Source organism: Butyrivibrio sp. LC3010 (assembly GCF_000424385.1).
GTDB lineage: Bacteria > Bacillota > Clostridia > Lachnospirales > Lachnospiraceae > Butyrivibrio.
Genome location: NZ_AUJU01000030.1, coordinates 1 through 23820, shown reverse-complemented (window position 1 = coordinate 23820; position 23820 = coordinate 1). Strand labels below are relative to the sequence as shown.

The window sequence follows — 23820 nt, the reverse complement described above, 5'->3', positions numbered from 1 at the left end:
CCGACTTGATTCTTAATTCTATTCTTGTATAATGTGTGGGATATTTTTCTAAATAGAGGTAAAAATCAATGAAGTACTTAAAGCAGTTTTTATTAATCCTTTTAGTTTCCCTAGTGGGAGAAATTCTTAAAGCAATCCTTCCACTTCCGATACCTTCAAGCATCTATGGAATGGTTCTTATGTTTGTTTTACTCCTCACTGGAATAATCAAACTGGATCAGGTTAAGGAGACCGGAAAATTCCTCATCGAAATAATGCCGGTCATGTTCATCCCCGCCGGTGTAGGGCTGATGTCATCATGGAACGTACTCCAGCCTGTTCTTGTTCCTGTATCAATTATTACTGTTATCACAATCTTTACAGTAATGGCTGCAACCGGATCTGTTTCACAGATTATTATCCATAAGGATCAGAATGATCATAAAGATCTGAAGGAGGCAGCGTAATGACAGAATTTATGCAAAACAGCGCCTATGCTGGTGTTACGATCAGCCTTGCTTCCTACGGATTAGGTGTATGGTTAAAAAAGAAATTTGGGTTCGGATTTTTCAATCCTTTACTTATATCAATAATAGTAACTATTCTGTTTTTATTTACATGTGGAATTGACTACGACACATATAACGAGGGAGCAAAGTATCTAAGCTGGCTTCTTACCCCTGCCACGGTATGCCTCGCCATCCCCTTGTATGAGGAATGGGAACTTCTTAAAAATAACGCTAAGGCTGTCATTTTGGGCATCACATCCGGCGTCCTTACAAGCCTTGTCACTGTATTTGTTTTAGCAAAGCTCATGGGACTTTCCCATAAAAGCTACGTTACACTTCTTCCCAAGTCCATCACAACAGCCATAGGAATGGGTGTATCAGAAGAGCTGGGCGGATATGTGACTATCACTGTTGCGGTCATCGTTATCACCGGAGTTCTTGGAAATATTTTGGGAGAGTTTATTTGCAAAATATTCAGAATCCATGAGCCAATTTCAAAAGGTCTCGCACTTGGAACTGCAGCACATGCGATTGGAACTGCAAAGGCAATGGAAATCGGAGAAATTGAAGGTGCCATGAGCTCACTGTCAATCGCCGTTGCCGGTATTCTTACTGTAATATTCGCAACAGTATTTGCAGGGCTTATATAATCTCATATACAAACCTGATTCTTCTATTAAAACAGATCCAGCATACTGTCCAGATATATTTCTTCCCTGACAGACAGGACGTATTCCGGTTTTGTCATATAGTAGAGCAAAAACTCTAAAACCATGGCACTTCCGAGGCTTCGTCCTTCTATTTTAAAGTTATCAAATCCCATAGGAGCATAGATGTTTTTTATATCATCTACTCCTATGAAACCCGGATTTTTCATGGCCTCTGAAAATCTATAACCATTTTGGGCACCGGGTGCCTTACAGATATGATCTTCGCAATCTTCCCCAAGACTTTTTCTGCTGACATTTTCATAGCATTTTTTTCTTTCAGTGCATCCATATGGACAACATTCATTGCATAGAAATTCCACCTTATGCTTTTGTATTTCATTTAAACCCTGCAATCTGTCATACTTTTTATTGAGTCTGAAATCCGGCACAACAAACCTGAAATCCTCACGATTTAATTCTTTTTCAAATTCATCAAAATCCGTGAGAACCTTCGTTGTTGATGAAACAAAGTACAATTCTGGATATTTTTCTTTAATATATTCCATCAGTATATCTGAACAAATAATTATTCCATTCTCAGTTTCACCGGAATTTTCAAATAATTCGCATAACAGGTTACACTTTTTATCAGATAAATGATCTTCCCGAAGAAGAGAATTGCTGAAGGTAAGCCTTGCAGATATATTGTATTCCTTCATCAGTGCTGCAACATTCTCAGGCTTTTCATCACCATATCCTACTCTGCCGCCTCCCCAGAGGCAGTCATCCGGTGCTCCATATATTGATCCTATATCGCACCAATCGTAGAAATATTCCCTATGTTCACGAAAGAGCTTAAGAAAAATCCTATAAAGCTCATAAAATTCAAATAGTCCCGGCAGATGATAATATATTCGCATTTTTACACCTTTATTTCGTATTTATAATTATTCTGAATTGGTCCAGAATACCATTATAGCAATCCCGGCCACCCCGGAAAATACCCGGGACTTGTATGGTAAGCTCATGAAACCTTTGTTCAAAAAAAGATGCCAGGATATTATAATCCTGACACCTTTAATAATTTCAAAATAATTTTCGATTATGCCATAAGCATTCTGAACATTTCGATAACCTGTTCTTTTGTAGCTTCACGGGGATTTCCGGGATAGCATGCGTCATTAAGAGCATCCGTAGCAAGCTGATCCAAATCCTCTTCCTTGATCTTATCAAGAGTCTTCGGAATACCTACATCCTCAGAAAGCTTCTTAACTGCTGCTATAGCAGCATCACGGTATTCTTCCTGTGACATATTATCCACACCTTCTACGCCCATAGCTCTTGCAACTTCACGTAATCTCTCACCTGTGTATTCACGGTTGAATTCCATGGAAATAGGAAGGAACATAGCACATGCAACTCCGTGAGGAGTATCATAATGAGCTGAAAGTGTATGAGCCATAGCATGGTCAATTCCAAGACCTACATTTGAGAATCCCATCCCGGCAATGTACTGACCAAGAGCCATGCCCTCACGTCCTTCCTTCTTATTCTCTACTGCATCACGCAGATTCTTTGAAATAAGACGGATAGCTTCGAGATGGAACATATCTGTCATCTCCCATGCAGCCTTAGTTGTATAACCTTCAATTGCATGAGTAAGCGCATCCATACCAGTTGCTGCAGTAAGGCCCTTGGGCATTGAAGCCATCATCTCAGGATCAACAACTGCAACTATAGGCATATCGTGTGTATCAACGCATACGAACTTTCTCTCCTTTTCAACATCAGTGATTACGTAATTGATAGTAACCTCAGCTGCTGTACCTGCTGTAGTAGGAACCGCAATAATAGGCACGCAGGGATTCTTTGTATCTGCAACACCTTCAAGGGAACGAACATCAGCAAACTCAGGATTGGTTATGATGATACCTATTGCCTTGGATGTATCCATAGAAGATCCACCACCGATTGCTACGATGCAATCAGCATCTGACTTCTTGAAAGCCTCAACACCATTCTTTACATTTTCAATAGTAGGATTGGGTTTAATATCTGAATAAATCTCGTAAGGAATATTAGCCTTATCAAGTAATTCTGTAACCTTGCCTGTAACCCCAAACTTGATGAGATCCGGGTCAGAAGCTACAAATGCCTTCTTGAAACCATGTGCATTGATCTCATTAACTACTTCCTGGATTGCACCAGCACCATGATAGGATGTTGGATTAAGAGAAATTCTGTTAGCCATTATTATTCACTCCTTTTTGCTAAATCATTTATGTGTTAATTCGTTAACACACCCCATATTTAATATTCTATCATCAGGCCAACTACAAATATAAGTTACAAATAGATACATGTGTAACATTAATCAAAATTTCCCAAAGCCACAGTTTTAGCGGACTATTCAACTAATCCTATACTCTTAAACAACGTGTGTAACGCCCCCGGCATGGCATCTATCATTAAATCCGCCAGTTCCTCTTCTTTTTCCTTCATACCTTTCATGAGCCATTGAACTGTCATATAAATTGATGACTGGCAATACATTTCTAGAAGCTTTCTTGTATGCTTATCAAGATTTTCGCCAGTCTTTTTACGGATCAGATCACAATAAAATTCATATATCATTATGAAGTCATGCTCTTTTAGATTATTCTGATCATCACCTTTAAAACCCGCTGTGAAAAACAGTCTCTCCTGCTTGATATATTCAAACTTTTTAATCAGCCCTTCACGAATGGTCTCTCCACTTCCCATCTCCTTGAAGGATTGCTCCAGCAGGCGATCAAAATACCAGTTAATCAAATCGTATTTATCTATGAAATTACGGTAAAAGCTCTGTCTTGAAACTCCACATTCCTCCACAATCTGTTTAACTGTGATATTTTCCACAGTAGTGGTTTTCATGCATATTTTCATAGCTTCTGCCAGCTTATATTTAATATCTGACTTTTTCATTTATACTATCGTGTCCTTTTTTATAATTGCCACCCACCAGTAATATCGCCCAAGGCTCTATAGTTAGCGGCAGATATATCTATTATATCGATATTAACAGTCTGATGTCACCTTTATATCATGAGTAATTTCCCATGATTCCTGTTGTGATTTAGCAACATTATATATGTGAATCACAAATAATGATTAGATTGGTCTTTATATAACGTCTATACTATCAACAGAATGGAGAAAATCATAAAGGGGAGGTATATTTTCATGATCATGAGAAAGAAAACCTTGATAGCACTGGCTTTAACTATGGGGCTTTTAGCCGGTTGCGGAAACAGCAATACAAATGCTGCAAGCGCTGAAAGTAGCTCATCCGCATCGGCTCAATCAGCATCTACTATAGAGAATACCGGAGTTCCGGGTAGTTCTGAAGCAGAAAGCGATGCGGCAAACAACGATGTAGCAGATGACATCGAAGAGGCTATTGATGCATCAGATGACAACGATGCTTCAGATAATAATGGTTCGTCTGAAAATGATGAGTCCTCGGATGAACAAACGAAAGAAACAATTGAAGATTCATTAAATGCGGCTTCACTGAAGGATTTATATGCAGATAATTTCATGCTTGGTGTCGGCATTAATGGAAGTACTCTGGAAAATCAGACTCTTAATCTTCCGGAATACATGGAACTGTCTAAAAAACATTTTAATAGCTGCACTATGACGAACCTTATGAAAAGCGGCTACATACTTGATCAGCAAGGATCCATTGAGAGCCTGAAAACAGGTGATGGAACTCCTGCTCTTTTCTTTGGTTCAATTGATCCTACTCTTGAATGGTGCAAAGAAAATGGTATGAAGATGCGCGGCCACACGCTTGTATGGCACACTCAGACACCTGGATGGTTCTTCAGAGAAGGTTACACAGACGATGGCGAATATGTAGATAAGGATACCATGCTCATGCGCATGGAGAGCTATATCAAGCAGCTCATAACCCATGTTCAGGAGGAATATCCGGGCGTAATCTATTGCTGGGATGTTGTAAACGAGGCTGTTGAACCTGACAGCTATGACCCTGATAGTGATTTCATGTGCAGAACCAAATGCGGTGAGGATCCAAATCCCTGGTATGATACCATAGGTCCTGATTATGTGGAGGCAGCTTTTACCTATGCCAGAAAATATGCCGACAGTGACGTTAAGCTCTTTTACAATGACTACAATACCTATCAGCCGGTTAAAACAAATGCCATTTATACACTTTGTGAATCACTTAAGGAAAAAGGTCTTATTGATGGCATTGGAATGCAGGGCTATTGGGGAATTGATTACCCTTCTGATCAGATGATTGAAACTGCTATACGAAAGTTTGCCGAACTTGGACTTGAAATTCACATCACTGAACTTTCTATCGGGGTCGATGAAGAAACAGATGAACAGTTTGAGAAACAGGGTAAAAGATACGGTGATGTGTTCTCACTTCTTTTATCACTTGATGATGAAAATGGCGGACCTGCCAATATCACAAGTGTTACACTATTTGGTCTTATTGACCATTACAGAGAGGGAGACACTACAAATACCCGAATCTTCTATAGTGACTACTCTCCCAAACCTGCTTTCCACAAAATTGAAGATCTTATGAAAAATAATTGAATACTGTTACAGAAAGAGAGGCTGCAGATTTACAGCCTCTCTTTTACTTAATTTCAAACCTTTTAGAATCTATTAGGAAAATCTTATTTCCCCGTTAAATACAAAAATCCAAACAGTTAATCAGTAAGATAATCCCTGGCATTAAACTTTTCTCCGGTCATCTGCTCCTCATCAATTATTCCCGGTACTAACTCTGTGACATATGTATCCCCGGTAGTTGGATTGACATAATAACGGGTCTGAGCTGCTGTATACGAGCGATACAGTACAACTATCTCTCCTTCTTCGTTTGTTGAAACATCCCAGTACTCCGTGTATCCTTCCTTGTTAGGTTCAGTTGTAAAATTCGGATTATTTGATTTACAGTAGTTTATTACAGCATTATATGCCTGATCCTCTGAAATTTTATTCTCTGTATTTTCAGCTTCATTATCAGATACCTTAACGGCTTTATCTTCTGTATCTACATCCTTATAGCTTTCTTCAACTTCTGAAGGAATTACAAAATCCTCACCTCTTACATTAGCAAGAACAGACGCCAGATAATAAACTCGCTTTCTAGTATATGACCAGGCCATTCCGTTTTCGAGTTGAGGCTGAAGGCTTCCTCCTTCTGCTTCTTTTCCGGCCGCTTTAACCGCCGCCTCTTTTCTATTTATCCAGGCTCTTTGATCTGAAAGAAGCTCTTCCTTCTTCTCAGGAGCTACTTCCTCCATAAGGTTGTTCCATATAGAATTAAGCTCCTTATCCCATAGATCATACATCTCACCTGTAGTGATATTAAGCTCAACCTGAGGCATTGCGCCCCAATCAAGATTCTCATATTCCTGATGCTTTGCTTCAGTCATTGCAATTTCACTTTGCACTGTTCCATCATCAACAATTTGAGCTGGCTCATTTTTTTTCTGTGCTTCATTCTCAGTATCCTTTGATTTAGTATCGGCATCAGTCGAATCTATATTTTCAAAAGAGGGACCCATCGCATTTTTTATATCATCAGTAATCCCTATTGATTTGAGCTTGTCTTCTTTTGCTTGCTCATATTCATCCATGGAAACAATATTATAATCCTTGAAGCAATCCATGATTTTCTTATATTCACTGTCCGTATAGAGATCCTGAACATCCATCTTTTCATAAGAATCTTTATCAAATACTTCGTAAGTATAATAATCAAAGTCAGTGTTTACATCCTGAGATTGCTCAAGTCTTAAGGAATACGTGCCTATCGTTCCGTTAAGAGATGATATATCATAGTCATCATGGTTCTTAAAATCAGCAAAACTGTCAAAATCAAGCTCCTGCTCCTCGTAATATCCAAATTTGCATACTCCGTCAGAATCAATGTATGACATATGTGAACAGTGGTTAGAAGCTCCATTGCTGCCATCACCGGATATAACTCCATTGTTGTTTATTTCGGTAAAACTTCGCGACCATATAACAAACCCGTATATGAGCTGAGCTTTTCCATCCATTTCCTTGAATATCAAAGTAACCTCACTCTCAGGTTCGACAAATGGTCCGACAAATCTAAGGGCAAGTTCAGGTACATTATCTGCACCGCAATCAAGGTACGCAAACTCAGTAGCTGTCACATCTCCTTCAGAAAAATAATTATTCTCATCATGTACAATCTCATTTAACTTCTCCACCAATTCAGATATTGTGTATTCCTCATCGGCAGGAATAAGTCCTAATAACTCATCTATATAGGCATCATCTGATTTACCCATAACGTTATCGGTATAGTATTTAAGGCTTATTTTTCCATTCCCTGAAACCACATCGTTAAGAGCACCCTTTTCGTTGCTTACTCCCTCTTCCGTACTATCACTGGCAGTTTCTTTTGAAGTGGTTTCATCTGTTGAATTTGCAGTGGTTTCATCTGTTGAATTTGCAGCGTTTTCCTCAGACTTCGCCTCAAACAGGTTCTCTGAACTACTTTGTGCAGGTGGCGTACACCCGGCTATGAGAATACAAATCCCCAAATTCATAAGAAATAATTTTGACTTTTTCAACTATCTACCCTCCTAATAAACATAACTTATAAAAATTATAAAATACGTTGTCTAACAAATGTCCATCAAATCTTTATACTTCCTTAAATTAACTGATTGCAGTGCTTCTTGTGAAGTATTATACAGATATTTGATAACTTCTACAGGATTTACCCCTATTGCAGTCTCTCCCGTTACCATCACAGATGCAGCTCCGTCAAGAACAGCATTATAAATATCACTTACTTCAGCCCTGGTCGGAACTGCACTCTTTTCCATTGATGCAAGCATTTGTGTTACTACCATGAAAGGCTTTTTATTATCGTTACATACCTTAGAAATCTCTTTTTGTACGCGAGGAAGCTCCCATAGAGGCATACTGTTACCCAGATCACCTCTGGCAATTATTATCTCATCACATAAATCCATAAAATCTGTAATATTCCGGATTCCCAGTCTATTCTCTATCTTTCCATAAATCCTAAGGTCACTGCATCCACAAGTTTCAAGCGCATCCTTCACCTGCAAAAGGTCGGTCCTGCTTCTTACAAAAGGCTGCATTATTCCGGTTACCCCAAGCCCTTTGGCAATCTTTAAATTCTCCATGTCATCATCGGTAATGGCCGGAAGAATAATGTCCTTTCCTTTTATCAGTATGCTCTTTCTTTGAGTAAGTCTGCCGCCGCGCTGCACCTTCATTTCGGCGCAGCCCTCTGATATTGAAGTTACTATCCCCATTATCTTTCCATCATCTAACAGAATCTCATCATTTTCCTGCATACCGGCAATTACTTTATCACTTAGCGGTATTCCCTCTTTACCAAGTTGTATCAGATCATCCTCTTCTAAGCTGATCTCGCCTTCAAATCTCCCTATTCTTAGCTCTGGCCCCTGCATATCAATGAGAATAAGCGGAACAATCCCGATATCTTTTGCAGCATCATGAATCCTATCTATGCTCTCAATGCAATCTGACAACATGACATGTGACAGATTGATTCTGATTCCGGTCATACCGTATGCAAACATATCCTTTAAAATTATTCTGCTATTACAGGCTGGTCCCAATGTACCAAATACATTAATCATTTCATTCGCCTTCTTAAATATAATATATTTTATATTTATTTAATTTATCTTATTTTCAAAAAATCATGTCATAAACAGCCCCATTATCCTAAGCCCACGGGAATATATAAACAAAACTTATTGGTGTAATGCTCCTTGTAGCAGCTGTCCCTCTTATTATAGCAATTATCTTGCAGGATCCGCTAACGGACTTAAAGAAATTGCTAATAATCTGAACGAAGAAATGAAATTCTTTAAGTCATAACCTGAACCTATTACGTTTTCATCATTTGTCGATGAACTATATATCCAAAAAGTCGTTCCGGTTAACACACATTCCGGAACGACTTTTTCTTGCCATTTGCCTATTAGACATTACAGCTTATTACTGATTTAATCTGCCAACATATATATCAGTTTAAACTCTCTGCCATACTATTTATGAAAAACCGATTATTTTACCATTTCCATCAGTTTTTCTGCTTCATCACCTTTCTCAAGCTTATCTTTTGCAGCCTGAGCCATCTTATCCTTCATTACAGCCTGCATGATGAGCCCCTGATCTTTAGATGAAAACATACCAATGCTCATCAGAAGTTCATCAACATTTTCCCTGTTCACAAGAAGACTTCCACCCTTTGATAGCTTCACACGAATGCAGTTACTTTCATTAGAGCAATCCCCCAGTTCTAATGTATTATTTTCTTTATTGCAGACAAATGTTGCCCTATTGCATTGAATTATTCCATCTTTGCCAGCCAGGTCAAAATACTCGCAGGGTCTGTTGTCCTTCACATATTCCTGTGCAGCATTGTTAAACATTTCAAGAAATGTAGATTTGGATCGCATATTTTCACTTGGCTTCAGACTATGGGTATAAATATGTCCCTGACCTGTTAGTTCCTTTATTTTGTTCATATACATCGAAACACCTCCATACTTAAACAAGTGGACTTGCTCAAACAAAAAGCCAGACCCTGGCGGAATCATTCCACCAACGTCCGGCAATCCATTGCTATATGTATATCGGAAAATTCCAAATAAAATTAATAGTCTCAATCAAGCAAATAATCATTTTTGCATTTTGGGCTTTAAATCTTATTGGACTCATGTATAAAAACGTTATAAACAAACTATTTTGATTCTTCATTACCTGTTTTCTCCAGGCTTACCCCTTTAAAAAATCGATAACCTCCTGAAGCCGCTTTTTACCTTCTATGCGGCCTACCTGATATACCCACTCAAGCTCTGATGGATCATTTTCTGTACGGCTGATTCCAAGCGGTTCCGGTGGACGGATCACAAGACATTGTCCACTATTTTCCCTATCCATGATTTCTTCCATCTGATGATTGTAAATCTTAGGGCGCCTAATCATAGCTTCAGCAACTTTAGGGTATTTTCTCAGAAGCATCTTTATCAAAGCAGAATTGTGATGATTTTTCTTCTGATATCCTTTGGGCTGTGTCAATATAATTACATTTCGGTTATATCCAAGCTTCTCCATGTGTCTGAAAGGAACAGGATCTGTTATGCCACCATCAAGATATAATCTCCCATCAATCTTCACCGGTCTTGATACAAATGGCATGGATGCCGAAGCCCGCATCCACTCTATGTCTTTTGCTCTTCCATCAAGACAATTGTGAAAAGCGATTCTTCCGGTTGCTACATCCGTCGCTCCCACATGGAATTCCATTGGGCTGTTTTCATAAGTTTCACGATCAAAAATATCCAGTTTTTCCGGTACAGTATGATAACAGAACTCAACACCATACAAATCCCCGGTTTTAATTAGCGATCTTATGCTGCAATATCTGGGATCCCTGCCATACTTTTTGTTGTATCTGATTGTTCGGCCTATCTGATGAGATTTATAGTTACATCCAAAAATCGCACCTGCTGATATTCCAGCTGCCCCATCAAACTCGATGCCGTTTTCCATGAAAACATCAGTGACTCCGGCGGTAAACATTCCACGCATAGCACCGCCTTCCATTATAAGGCCTTTCTTAATAGTTTCTTTTTCCATACTTTCCCTCTTATTTTTGCAAGCAATAACAATTTAATCGTTTTAATATTATCTCCCATTTTATTGAAACTCCGCCAAAATTACAAATGTGAAAGTGCACAAAATCCATATACTCATCGAAACGTAAATGCTCTGCTCAAAAAAATAACGAGTCTTATCTTCATAAGACCCGCCGTAAACTAACTGCATCATTAAACAATATGGTTAATTTCCTTAATCCATACGATCATTTCACGATTATGCTGCCGATTCCCCCAGTAAGCATAAGGAATTGCAGTCAGTTTTACTTTATCGAAATGAGGACTCCTTTTCCCATATAGAGTTCTGCTATCCCATCCTTCTTCACTCAATTTGAAGCCATCGAAGGATAGTTTAGCACTTCCTCCAAATGTACTTGTATCGAATTCTTCGCCAATTTCCGCATCAGATTTGATAAATACAGAAGCAAGATTCTCAAAATTATCCTGTTCCTCCAGACAGTATACAAGAGGTCCTTTCATGATTGCGACTTTACCGCTATCAGCACGTACCAGCGGATTTGCATGAACAAATGATGCCTTCATATCAAATTTCATAGTAACAGTATAGCTTTTTCCCTTTAAAGTTAGCGGAATATATCCATGACTTATCTCATATTCAGCTCCATCTATATCCATATTATCAGCCTTCATGCCTACAACACAGTTTTCAGCATAATATGGCACGCGAATATATATTTCCCCTGCTAATTCGTCATTCTCATCAATTGATTCTATCTGAATCTTCACATCTCCTTCCCATGGAATCCTGCTGTCTATGCGTATGATCACAGGCTTATCGCATATTGTTGCCTTTGTTTCAGAGGAGATAAAAAGATTGATATCTATTCCATCCTCTCTGCTGCAAAATATATACTGCCCCAGGGAAGCAAGGGTTCTTGCTATATTGGGCGGACAGCATGCTACTCCAAACCACTTTTGCCTCTCGCTTTTTACATGGGCTCTGGATGTATGTTCCATACATGCATCCGGCCATACTTCCAATGGATTAACATAGAAAAATCCCTTACCATCCATTGCAATACCAGATAAAACAGTATTATAAAGCGCTCTCTCTACATCATCAAAATATGTTGCATCATGTGTGAGCTCTGCCATCCTTTTTCCGAACATTGCAAGACCTATAGATGCACAGGATTCCGAATAATTACAGTCATTGGGTAAATCATAATCCGTGGTGAATCGCTCCAGAAAGCCTGAGGAACCAATGCTTCCTGTTATATACATTCTTTTGTGAACTATGTTATCCCACAGATTTATGCAGCATTCAGTAAGCTCATCATCCCCATATTCAGCCGCCAGATCAGCCATTGCACTGTAGAGATAAACAGCCCTTACAGCATGTCCTTCCGCTGTTTTCTGCTCCCTCACAGGTTTATGCGATTGAGAATATGCCGGATCATAGTCATTGAAATCCGGGAATATTCGCTCAAAATCCGCTTTCTTTTCCTCTTCAAGAAAATAGTTTTCGCCTACGCCTCTTGCATTTACAAAAAATCTGGCAAGCTCTAAATATTTCTTTTCTCCGGTAATTCTATACAATTTTATAAGACCTACTTCGACCTCAGGATGACCCGGATATCCCTTACATTTTCCATCTTCATCTCCGAAGGTCTTAACCAGAAGATCTGCCAGTTTTCTCACTACATTCAGGAATTTTTCTTTTCCGGTCGCCTCATAATATGCTACAGCAGCTTCCATCATATGCCCTGCGGTATATAATTCATGCCCCTCCTGAAGATTTTTCCACTTCTTATCAGGAGCGCATATTATAAAATATGTATCAAGATATCCGTCAGGCTGCTGTGCTTTTTCTATAAGATCAATAGCATCATCTGCCAGCTTCTCCAGTTTTTCGTCTCTTCCATAGGATGACAGGTAAAATCCCACAGCCTCAAGCCATTTTGCCAGATCTGTGTCCTGAAAAACTGCACCCTGAAAAGAACCGTTTGATAGCCCGGCAGCAATTTTGAAATTCTCGATGCAGTGGCTTGTTTCAACATCCTCAAGTCTGTCATTAAGAACATCCCATTGATAAGGTATGATCACTTTCCCCACAAGATCTCTGTATTTGTTAAAATAACCATCATTTATCTTTATGTCTGAAAGCGGTATCGTTGAATTTGCTTTGTATTTCATTTTGCCTCCTATGCCTTAACCGCACCATTAGTCAGTCCGCTTACAATATATTTCTGCATGAATATGAAAATTATAACGATAGGGAAAATAGCAACTATTCCAAATGCCATGGTTGCATTCCATAAAGTCTGATATTGCTGTACATAGTTATAAATATTTGAAGTTATCGGACGTTTATTGGGATCTGTCATAAAGGTAATTCCATAAATAAGATCGCCCCAGGCATATACAAATGAAAATACAGCTGCCACTATAACTCCCGGCTTTGCTATTGGAAGCATAATTTTTATAAAGGATGCAACAGGACTGCACCCATCTATAGCAGCCGCTTCATCAAGCTCTTTGGGAATAGACAAAAAGTATGTGCGCAGAATTATTATTGAAAAAGGAATTCCCAAGGTAGCATCTGCTATTATCGGAGCAAGGTAATTATTCAAAAGCCCCATTTTTGAAAACATTATATAAAGTGGTGTCAGAATAAGTGTTGATGGTAACATCTGCATCATCAGGAAAAATAAGATAAGGAGCTTCTTTGATCTGAATCTGAATCTTGCAAGGCCATATGCAGCAGGGATGGATAATACAGTGGATATAAGCATTGCTGAAAATGCAATTAAAAAACTGTTCCTAAATCCCTTTATAGTATCACTTGACCTTGAAAACTGGCTTATAAATGCTTCAAATGTAAGATTCCTTGGCCAGATCGGTGTCGGTACTTCGAATATCTCAACCTGAGTCTTTAGTGCAGTTACAACCATCCAATAGAGAGGAAACATCAGGATAATAAATATCAGGAGTCCTGCTCCGAAGCTTAAGGTAGTTTCTTTTTTACTATCCCTCATATCACATTACCTCCTCTTCAGAATTAATAAGCTTTATATAAAACATTCCGACAATAAAGAGTATCAGGAAAAGAATATTGGCAGAGGCCGCACCTTTACTGAATTCAAACTGGTCAAAGGATAATTTATACGCATAGGTACTTACAAGCTCAGTTGCATTTATAGGTCCGCCCTTGGTCATAACCCAGACAAGGTCAAATACTTTAAATGTGTATACAAAGCCAAGAGTAAGAACAGACATTATAGCAGGCTTTATCACCGGAATAGTTATCATAAACAAAGTCTGAAGTTTTCCTGCTCCATCTATTTTGGCACTCTCATAAATATCCGCCGGAACTGTTGTTAAACCGGTGAGCAGAAGCATCATATTGAACGGAATACCGATCCAGATGTTGGCAACCACAATAGCAATCATTGCGGTATTACCATTTAAGAGCCAGTCGACAGGGGCATTTATGATATGAAGCTGCATCAGTAACTGATTGGCAATTCCTCCTGATGTAGCAAAGATGAATTTGAATAATAGTCCGGCTACAGTTACCGGGAGAAGCCATGATATCATAGTTGCACCGCGGAAAAATGACGATCCCACAAACTTCTTACTGAATAAAAGAGCAAGTACAAATCCAATAATAAATTGGAAAAAAATCGATGATACCGTGAATACCAGAGTGTTACCTATAGCAGTCCCCATAACTGAATTCGCATCAGTAAAAAGTTCTATATAGTTAGAGATTCCTATAAATTCCTGAGCTTCAGGCCTGGAAAAATTGTAAACATTCACATTTTTAAGACTAAGTATGAAATTGGAGACAGTAGGATATCCCACAAAAACAATCATATAAACAAAAGCCGGAAGTGAAAACAAAAATCCCATTTTCCCCTGACTTGACAGTTTTCTTCTTATAATATGGCGATTATCTGTGTTCTCTCTTTCAGGAAAAACCACAAGTTCACCACTGTTTATTTCTTTTACAATGCTTCCGGATTCTTTAAACAGGCTAATTTTCTTATTTTCAGCAAGCATTTTTCCCTTCCTTTCTAAAAAGATTGCGGGAGAACAGTTGCCCTCCCGCATTTTTTGTTTATAGCAAGCAGCCAATGCTTTTGGCGCTTACTTTAGCATTACTTAACTGCATCAACCGCTGCCTGTGTATCCTTGGCTGCTTTATCGGGATCCTTTGAAAGAGTGAGAACTTCCTGGAAACCGGTCTGGATAGCATTTGAATATGAAGGCCATATTGCTGAAGGTCCTCTTGGTATTGAAGTTGATAGCTGTGTAATGAACTCTGACATAATAGGATCATTTGTCCAGTATGTATCTTTAGCTGCTTCTGTCTTGGGAGGGAATGAACCATACTGCTTCATAGCCTGAACCATAACCTCTGTCTTGTTATAGTATTCAAGGAATGCCTTAGCGCCATCCATATTATCCTTTTTAACAGCGCCCATGTTTTCTCCACCAAGTATGGATGTTGCCTGTCCTGCTGATGCATCTTTTTTAGGAAGTACTGTCACGCCATAGTTAATATCAGGTGCATCCTTGGCAATTCCGGGTACTTGCCATGGTCCGTTCTGCATCATTGCAATGTTTCCTGCTTCCCAGTTATAGCATACATCTGACTGTGCCCAGTTTACGCATTCCTTAGACCATGAACCATCTTTTATCATATCCTGCATAAGTACATATGCATCTTTACCATTTTCAATGTCTGTGTATGAACCACCTGCGGTATATAGCCACTGCAGACACTGGAATGTTCCCTCATCAGTTCCGATAGCAGCATTACCAAATCCGGTTACACCATAATCTGTAAGCTTCTTTGCCATTTCATGGAATTCTTCCCAGGTAGTATTCTCATCCGGATAAGCAACTCCTGCTGCATCAAGTATATCTTTGTTGTAAAACAGTGCCGTACAGTTTGTTGCAAAAGGAAGGCCATAATGTTTTCCATCCATCATCGTGGAATTCATAGGTCCTTCGATATATTCAGACCAGTCAATATCCGCATCTGAAATATCACCAAAAAGATCCATAGAGATAAATGACGCCATATCGCAACCATCAAGAATTACCACATCCGGAAGCTCGCCTGATGCTATACCGAGGGTAAGCTGTTTTTCATAATCAGCAAACGGTACATATGTGTGAGTAGCTTCATACTTATCCTGTGATGAATTAAAGCCTGTGAGCAGTGTATCCATCATTTCTTTTTGTGCATCGGTCTCAAAATAGTCCCAGATAACTACCTCTTCTTTTCCTGATGCCGACTTGGCTGTTTCAGAATCACTGATCTGAGTAGTTTCGGTTTTTTCTGCAGCAGGATCATTCGTTGCAGCGCCTTCAGGAGCGGAACTTGAACCACCACAAGCGGTAAGGACAGATGCTGTCATTGCCATTGTTGCCATGACTGATACTAGTTTTTTGTAACCCATAAAAATACCTCCCTTTAGTTTGCCTGTTACACATCATTTTGATGTACCGGAGATGCTCTCATCTCCTTCTAACAAGTATTCTAAGAGAGGTTTTAATATTAAAAAATTCCAATTATTTAAAAAAGGTGGAAATAATTCATATAAGTTATTCCCTATTTCATATAGGCTTGCCTAATTATTCTGTAGGATGCGCTCCTCATTTCGCGAGGGCCTGGTCCGATACGATTCCCGTTTTTCTGAAGAAAAACAGGAATCTATAGCGTTTCTAGTTTTTAATAGATTAGTCTTGCAGCTTCTTCACATGTCATCTCACCTGTAATAACCTTTAAAAAACCTTCTGTCAGACTATTAGAAATATTACTCCATCCATCTATATCAGTCCTCGCAACAGCACTATCCATCTGAGCCATAACGATTTCAAGTTCAGGCTTCTTTGAAATCAGATTTTTAGCTGATTCAATCCTGCTGGGTAATAAATCCGCTATCTCACAAAAATCCTCTATGCCACCTTTTTCAGCACAATATTTTATAAACTCTATTGCTCCTTCTGTATTTTTTCCCTTAATTATCCCGAGATTCTCTCCCCCAAGAACCACGCTGTTTCTTTTATTTGCAGGCATAGGAACCATCTCATATTCGACTCCGGCGGCATCCAGCATAGAATATATCCATGGTCCGTTCTCCATCATGGCAATATCTCCATCGATGAATCTTCTTGCAACATCTGTCTGAGAATAATTTATACAATCTGCCGGCATACATCCGTCAAATACAAGTCCCGATAGAAGTTCATATGTTCTTTCAACCGCTTCCTCTGTAATAAGGCCTTTCTTATCTGTTGCTGACAATATCCAGTTCCCAAGCTGAAAAGCTCCCTGCTCAGCATCAATTGCGCTCATGAGGAATCCGTAGTTTCCATCTTTTGACAATACATGAGCAGCTCTATCAAATTCCTCCCATGTTGATGGAGGCCTAATCTTTGCCTTTTTCAAAAGATCAGGCCTGTATATCAAACACACATTGTTACTGTTAAATGGTACTCCGTAATATTTATCCTCATATTTTATAGTTCCCACAGCTGTTGGAAAATAATTCTTCTCCAAATCCAGTTTGTCTGCATACTCTGTGATATCCTCAAACATCCCAAGCTGAATAAAACGCTGCATGTCAGGATTATCTATTATCACAAGATCAGGTAATTCCTGCTCTGTATAAGCTCTCGATATCATCCTGACAAATTCTGTGGTGGGAACATGTTCCCACTTTATCTCATATCTATCCTGATTTTCATTGAAGGATTTCGTAACCTTATCCAGCCCCTCTTTTTGTGCATCAGTCTCGTAATATGACCATAATAGCAATTCCTCTTTCTGGGTTATTTCCTCCATATTCTCTTTATTCAACTGATCAAAATGACATCCTGCTAATAAAACCACACAGAAAAAGGACATAAATAGCCCAATAAATTTCCAACGTTTACGTTTTTGCCGTACTCCCCACATATTTCCCCCATTTTTACGTCATCCTGAATTCCTTTGGTGATACTCCTTCAATATCCTTGAATACCCTGTTGAAATATTTAGTATCAGAGAATCCTACTTCTTCAGCTACTTCATATATCTTTTTATCAGTACTTCTAAGCAACCGTTTCGCATGACTTACCCTGAATTTATTTACAAAGGATGGGAAATTAACATTCATCTCCCTGTGGAATAATGTACTTAAATACTCCGGAGTGATTGAAAGATAACTTGCTACTTCCTCCTGTGATATCCTTTCACTGTAATGCTCACGAATGTATGAAATAGCCTTTAGAAGTGTATAATTGCGTATATTTTCTCTTTCCTCACCCCTTGCAAGAAGCAGATTTCCCTGCTCATTTATCGCTTTTATTATTTCCTTTACACTGCAAGCCTTACTTATTTTTGAAAGGGTATCACACTCTGTCAGCTGTCTCATTTTACTCGGCCACATTTTTGAAGCGAGCTGAACAATATTATTGGATATACTTTGAACGGCCACTTTTACGGAAAATGGATCATATTTACCCTGGCTTATAGTTCTCTCCATATCCAGACATAAACTATTCCAATCTTCTTGTAACCCTTCAACCAGTATCCTTTCTATTTTTTTATCTGTTTCTTGCGAATACTGGTAAACAGGAAAATCTTTTCCTTCATAATCATCCCTTGTGATAATTCTGCTCCCATTTATCGCCATATTATAGATAATATTCTTACGTAGTTTGTCTCCAACTTTGCCCAATTCCCTTACACTAAATTCTTTCTCAAAAATCCATGAGCATTCAATATTAACAATAGATGTCCTACGCTGTATGAGTGCCTTCATTTCGTCATCATTTTCAATCGTATTATAGAGAAGAAACACTCTTTTATTATCATCTAAATACACAAAGGAAATTGAATCATTAAACCTTTCCTCAATCAGTTCACAGTCAATAGCATCCTCAAATCCGGCATATACAAGATATAACGGTTTTCCCTCTTCAACCTGAAGTACATTTCTGGCTTTATCAATGTTTTCATCTGTCAGCTCAAATGCTCCGGAAAGTATCGCCTTAAGATACACAGACGGGTCAGCACTCATTTGAGTAGCTTCTACCTTTATCTTTTCATTTACCACAGAGATCACTCTGTTAACATCATCTACTGTAATAGGTTTTAAAAGATAATCATCTGCTCCATAGCTTATTGCTCTTTTAGCGTAATCAAACTCAGCATAACCAGTCAAAATAATGCTGTGACACTTTATCCCTTCATTTTTAATGGCCTCAAGCATATCAAGGCCATCCATCTCAGGCATTTGAATATCTGTAATTACCAAGTCAGGTTTTTGTGCTTCGACCATAGAAAGTCCTTCATTCCCATTCCGGGCCTTTCCTATAACCTCAATCCCCTTTTGTTCAGACAAAAGTTTAGCCAAACCATTTCTTATCTTGATCTCATCTTCGACAATGATTACTCTCATCTTCTCCCTCAATCAGTAAATATGTGAACTATAAATCTCCCTTAATCAGTTCCATGCGCAAATTATAAGTCTCAACTGATTAGTCAGATACGCAAATCATAAGTCTCTATTAATCTGTCAAATACACAAATCATATGGAATATAAAGCACTATCTCTGTACCTATATCTTCAACACTATTTATAGTCCAGTGTGCATCATTCCCATAGTATATAACCAATCTGGAAAAAGCATTCTTTAGGCCTATTCCCTTTTTACCGTCAAATTCTCCGTTCAATATCCACTCTCGATCCAACAATTTTCCAAGTAGTTCTTCTGAGAATCCTTTTCCGTTGTCCTCTATACTAATCTGCAAATAGTCAAAGCTCTCTGACACATCGAAGTGCACCGTTAGCTCACCGCCATACTCCATTCCCTCAAATCCATGAATAATTGCATTCTCCACAAAAGGCTGTATAAGGAGTTTATGAAGCTTCAAGCGCTCTGTTTCGTGACCTACTATCACACTATAACTAAATGCATCCTCATATCTGATACTTTGAAGTTCAAGATAACGTCTTAAAAAATCAGCCTCAATGGCTATAGTCGTCTCTGCATCAGTTTTACTGACTGAATGCCTTAGAATCAATCCAAGATTACTAACTGCTTTGCTGATCTCATTCTCCCCATGGTCAATTGCCATCCAGTTAATTGAATCAAGTGTATTATAGAGAAAATGTGGATTGATCTGCGCTTCAAGCGCTCTTATCTCAGCATGTCTCTGCTTATCCTTAGCATCAGAAACCTCGTTTAAAAGTTGTTCGATCCTCTCTGTCATCAGATTAAAGTTATTGCCGATAATTCCAAATTCATCTTTACTTTCAAGTGATATTCTTTCCTTAAGATCTCCATTCTGTACTTTTTTCATTCCGGAAACAATTGTCTGAACAGATCCGTTGAGATTCCTTATCGTATAAATTATGATCACGCCAACCATTGCAAGAATCATCAAACTTATCAAAATCATATATACCTGACTTTTTCTAAGATCTTTAAGCATATAATCTTCATCATAAGCATTAATAAACTTCCATCCGGTTGCTTCGTCCTCATATTCATTAATTGCTATTCGTTTACTGTTTTTCAGATATCCGCTTTCTGCGATAAGAGACTTAAAATCGTCAACAGATGTGGCAATATATTCTTTACTGGGATAAGAGATTACTTTTCCGTCTTCTGAGGTTATGAATGATACTCTGTGATGAAGATCGTCCTCTTTACTGCTGCATATAATATCCAGCGCCTTTTCATCTATTGTCATTACTACCGTTGCAATGCTTCCCTTATCCAGCTTATCAAAATCAAACATTCTTTTCGAAACATGATAATAATAACTGTTTCTGTCATCCTCATGAAATTTCATGGTAGGAGTGATAACCATTCCCGGACTGTTTTCAACGTCCTTGTACGGCGGTGCTATACGCATATCAGAAAACTTATCCCAAAGATTATGAAGAGAGGAGTCTGTGCTTATATCATAAATAACTGTCTCACCATTTGCACAAATAATACTGATACATCTCACATATTCCATCGTGCTTATATACTGCTTAAGTCTTTCCCTTATGACATTTTTAGCAAAAGCCTTTCTGGTCTCTGTCCCATTAAAAAGAACATTGGTCTGCTTAATGATCTCTTCATCAATATATATCTGATATAAAAGGTTTGTATAATTTTCCAGGCTAAGATTTGTCTGTTGTGAAATACCAACAAGATCATTGAGAATAATTTTATTGATCTGCTCTGTCATGTTCTTTCTTGTCTGAGCAAAATGAGCAATCTGTAAAAGAATAATAGGGATAATAGATATAATTAAAAATATAAGAATCAGTTTATGACCAATTTTCAGATCATTGTATTTTTTAGCAATTCGCCGCACCAACATATTTTCCCCAATCCCCATAAACGAAATAATCTAAAATAATTTTAAATCCCTGTTACGTCATCGTAAAGTAGTCTTTATTCAACTTTCGGTAAATACATTGTTACTGTTCACACCTTACGGTGCTCACAGCAACTGGATTTGCCCATTCCAGTTGCCTTCGGCAAAGGGGCAAATCCTATATTCAAGACGTAGAACATTCTCACGCTCAGCGCAGCAAGTGCGCAGAGCTGTCTGAACAGTAACAATACATTACTTCTAACAGGAAAAAGTTTTTGCTACAAAATCCTCTTATCAAAACAAAAAGCAGCGTACCGTAATGGTATGCTGCTTAATATTATTCAACAGAATCCTTGTATTCTCCGTATCCTTCTTTATCCATATCATCATATGGAATAAACTTAAGAGAAGCTGAATTTATACAATATCTTAATCCACCTTCTGCAACAGGTCCGTCATTAAACACATGCCCAAGATGTGAACCGGCTTCACTGCTCCTTACTTCAGTCCTCATCATTCCAAGTGATAAATCAACACTTTCAGATACTACATCATCATCAATAGGTTTCGTAAATGCAGGCCATCCGCATCCTGAATCATACTTATCACTTGAAGAAAATAAAGGTTGTCCGCTAACTATATCTACATAAATCCCTTTTTCAAAGAAATTATCATATTCTCCTGTAAATGCTCTCTCAGTAGCAGCATTTTGAGTAACCTCATATGACAGCTCTCCGATTCTGTTCCTTAATTCCTTCTTAGTCTCCTTTTTTCGCTCTTTTTCAAGCTTGAACATTTTCTGCGGAATATGACAATATCCACCAGGATTTTTCTCAAGATAATCCTGATGATATTCCTCTGCAATATAAAAATTCTTAAGTGGCTCAACTTCTACAGCAAGTTTTTGTCCTATTTTCTGCTCCTGTTCATCGTAGACTGCAGTGATTTCACCTACTTGATTATCATCTGTATAGTAAATCCCTGTCCTATACTGAATCCCCTTATCATTCCCCTGCTTATTTACTGATAAAGGATCTATGACCATAAAATAATAGTTTAAAAGCTCTGAAAGAGACATTCTGCTTTCATCATAGGTTACCTTTACTGTTTCGGCGTGTCCACTACCATTACATACATCCTGATAACTTACATTTGTATCCGGACCATTCGCATAACCAACTTCAGTATCTATGACTCCATCAAACTGATCAAAATATTTTTCGACGCCCCAAAAGCATCCTCCGGCTAAATAAATTACACGCATATCTTCCTCCGAATAAGTTATTGTTTCCCTATTTTCCTGCACTTCTGCCGTACATCCACTTAACAATGAAAATACTGATGTCATCAAAAGAGCAGCTAATCCTTTTTTACCTAATTTACTCTTCATACATATTATCCTGATTATATAATAGTTGATCACAGTTAATAATATCCAAACCGTTACACATTTTGTGCTATTACATTTAATGCAATCTATAATACTTCAAGTTTATCCCTTTGTCCATATTTAATATCAATTACTAAACAACTGATCTTTTAGTTCTAGTGCTACTGTCATCAAATAAATCGACTTTATTACTTGTCTAAATTGTCTTCTGATGCGTTGTCGTCAATCGCCGTACCGCCCGGTACGACTCATTCCTCCGCCTTGCAGAAGAACAATTTATACTTCGTAAAAAGTCGAGGTATTTAATGACAGCAGCACTAGCACATCATGTTGACATCATTTCTTAGATGATGTAGTATTTATATCACAGCACATAGTTTTTATTACTACATCTAAAGGAGTCAATATGCAGATATCATTAAGAGAACCCGGCAGTTCACTTACACATTTAGCCGCAATGTTTCTGACGGCTGGAGCAGGTTTACCGTTATTATTGAAGGCCGCTGATTTTGGTAAGATATATGTACTTGCAATGCTTATTTTTGTAGTAAGCATGATTCTTCTTTATGGAGCCAGTGCCTTTTATCACGCTATAACCTTATCTCCACAAATAATACGCATATTTAGAAAAATCGATCATTCAATGATCTTCATTTTGATTGCTGGTTCCTATACCCCTGTATGCATTATTATTCTTAATCCAACCATTGGAATGTCACTTTTAATTGCAGTTTGGACTCTGGCATTTTTAGGTATTCTACTTAAGCTTGCATGGATCAATTGCCCCCGTTGGCTATCATCTACTATATATATCGCCCTTGGATGGAGTGCTATTCTTGTTATGAAACCAATCTATACAACTATTAGCCATCAAGCCTTTATATGGTTACTTACAGGAGGTATTATCTATACTCTTGGTGGTATTATCTATGCTCTGAAACTAGAAAACTTTAATAAGAAGCATCCTTATTTCAGCTCACATGTCATCTTCCATCTATTTGTTATGGCGGGAAGTTTCTGCCACTTTATTTTCATGTATCAATATCTACTTTAATGCCTGTGAAAATGGATGTCTGAAATCCAACTAAATCTCATACATGACAAAAAAGAAGCTAACGAAATATATCTCATTAGCTTCTTTGAATCTCATATAATAAATGAACTTTTATCTGTACCTTCAAAACCGAACACTGAATACTTCATCTTTGATCC

The 23820-nt window shown here is 38.2% G+C and carries 19 protein-coding genes; 4 read left to right on the top strand and 15 right to left on the bottom strand.

Annotated elements, in window-relative coordinates:
* The first annotated feature begins 68 nt into the window (after positions 1–68).
* Entirely contained in the window at positions 69–446 is a 378-nt protein-coding gene (locus tag G622_RS0116820; RefSeq protein WP_026511674.1) for a CidA/LrgA family protein, read from the top strand.
* Positions 446–1138 carry an LrgB family protein gene (locus G622_RS0116815; protein WP_026511673.1) on the top strand — a complete coding sequence of 231 codons (693 nt, stop codon included), beginning with the start codon at positions 446–448 and terminating at the stop codon, positions 1136–1138. The genes G622_RS0116820 and G622_RS0116815 overlap by 1 nt, the downstream gene beginning before the upstream one ends.
* 26 nt (positions 1139–1164) lie before the next feature.
* Here G622_RS0116815 and G622_RS0116810 read toward each other — a convergent pair whose 3' ends face one another.
* The 3 genes from G622_RS0116810 to G622_RS0116800 form a co-directional block, all read right to left on the bottom strand.
* The gene (locus tag G622_RS0116810) at positions 1165–2058 is read right to left on the bottom strand and encodes a hypothetical protein (protein WP_026511672.1); all 894 of its coding nucleotides are present in this window, start codon (positions 2056–2058) and stop codon (positions 1165–1167) included.
* Positions 2059–2240: 182 nt separating this feature from the next.
* Positions 2241–3389 (bottom strand): lactaldehyde reductase, encoded by a 1149-nt coding sequence (gene fucO / locus G622_RS0116805; RefSeq protein ID WP_026511671.1) that lies wholly within the window; start codon positions 3387–3389, stop codon positions 2241–2243.
* A 155-nt stretch (positions 3390–3544) separates the two neighbouring features.
* Entirely contained in the window at positions 3545–4102 is a 558-nt protein-coding gene (locus G622_RS0116800) for a TetR/AcrR family transcriptional regulator (RefSeq protein ID WP_026511670.1), read from the bottom strand.
* Between the two features lie 258 nt (positions 4103–4360).
* Between G622_RS0116800 and G622_RS23400 the strand changes: the two genes are divergently transcribed.
* Entirely contained in the window at positions 4361–5755 is a 1395-nt protein-coding gene (locus tag G622_RS23400) for an endo-1,4-beta-xylanase (RefSeq protein WP_049945922.1), read from the top strand.
* A 116-nt stretch (positions 5756–5871) separates the two neighbouring features.
* Here the strand turns inward: G622_RS23400 and G622_RS0116790 are convergent, their stop codons facing one another.
* From G622_RS0116790 to msrB, 12 genes are all read right to left on the bottom strand, one after another.
* Positions 5872–7776: a lysozyme inhibitor LprI family protein gene (locus tag G622_RS0116790; protein WP_026511669.1), complete on the bottom strand. Its 1905-nt coding sequence runs from the start codon at positions 7774–7776 to the stop codon at positions 5872–5874.
* Between the two features lie 51 nt (positions 7777–7827).
* Positions 7828–8844, bottom strand: a complete 1017-nt coding sequence (locus G622_RS0116785) for a pyruvate kinase (RefSeq protein ID WP_044957943.1) — start codon at positions 8842–8844, stop codon at positions 7828–7830.
* Positions 8845–9276: 432 nt separating this feature from the next.
* Positions 9277–9747 carry a hypothetical protein gene (locus G622_RS0116780; protein WP_026511667.1) on the bottom strand — a complete coding sequence of 157 codons (471 nt, stop codon included), beginning with the start codon at positions 9745–9747 and terminating at the stop codon, positions 9277–9279.
* A 244-nt stretch (positions 9748–9991) separates the two neighbouring features.
* A complete protein-coding gene (locus G622_RS0116770) occupies positions 9992–10855 on the bottom strand; it encodes a patatin-like phospholipase family protein (protein ID WP_330363629.1) in 864 nt (287 codons plus the stop codon).
* A gap of 191 nt (positions 10856–11046) precedes the next feature.
* Positions 11047–13032: a glycoside hydrolase family 127 protein gene (locus G622_RS0116765; RefSeq protein ID WP_026511665.1), complete on the bottom strand. Its 1986-nt coding sequence runs from the start codon at positions 13030–13032 to the stop codon at positions 11047–11049.
* An 8-nt stretch (positions 13033–13040) separates the two neighbouring features.
* The gene (locus G622_RS0116760) at positions 13041–13874 is read right to left on the bottom strand and encodes a carbohydrate ABC transporter permease (protein WP_026511664.1); all 834 of its coding nucleotides are present in this window, start codon (positions 13872–13874) and stop codon (positions 13041–13043) included.
* Between the two features lies 1 nt (position 13875).
* Positions 13876–14901 carry a carbohydrate ABC transporter permease gene (locus G622_RS0116755; protein WP_081675379.1) on the bottom strand — a complete coding sequence of 342 codons (1026 nt, stop codon included), beginning with the start codon at positions 14899–14901 and terminating at the stop codon, positions 13876–13878.
* Positions 14902–14999: 98 nt separating this feature from the next.
* Positions 15000–16310, bottom strand: a complete 1311-nt coding sequence (locus tag G622_RS0116750; protein ID WP_026511662.1) for an extracellular solute-binding protein — start codon at positions 16308–16310, stop codon at positions 15000–15002.
* Between the two features lie 272 nt (positions 16311–16582).
* Complete coding sequence (locus G622_RS0116745; protein WP_196814233.1) at positions 16583–17713, bottom strand: ABC transporter substrate-binding protein; 1131 nt, start codon at positions 17711–17713, stop codon at positions 16583–16585.
* A gap of 112 nt (positions 17714–17825) precedes the next feature.
* On the bottom strand, positions 17826–19298 hold the full coding sequence (locus G622_RS0116740; protein WP_026511660.1) for a response regulator transcription factor: 1473 nt from the start codon (positions 19296–19298) through the stop codon (positions 17826–17828).
* A gap of 117 nt (positions 19299–19415) precedes the next feature.
* The gene (locus G622_RS0116735) at positions 19416–21221 is read right to left on the bottom strand and encodes a cache domain-containing sensor histidine kinase (protein ID WP_049945921.1); all 1806 of its coding nucleotides are present in this window, start codon (positions 21219–21221) and stop codon (positions 19416–19418) included.
* 334 nt (positions 21222–21555) lie between these two features.
* Entirely contained in the window at positions 21556–22482 is a 927-nt protein-coding gene (gene msrB, locus G622_RS0116730; protein WP_026511658.1) for a peptide-methionine (R)-S-oxide reductase MsrB, read from the bottom strand.
* 532 nt (positions 22483–23014) lie between these two features.
* Here msrB and trhA point away from each other — a divergent pair.
* A complete protein-coding gene (gene trhA / locus G622_RS0116725; protein WP_026511657.1) occupies positions 23015–23662 on the top strand; it encodes a PAQR family membrane homeostasis protein TrhA in 648 nt (215 codons plus the stop codon).
* Positions 23663–23820 lie beyond the last annotated feature (158 nt).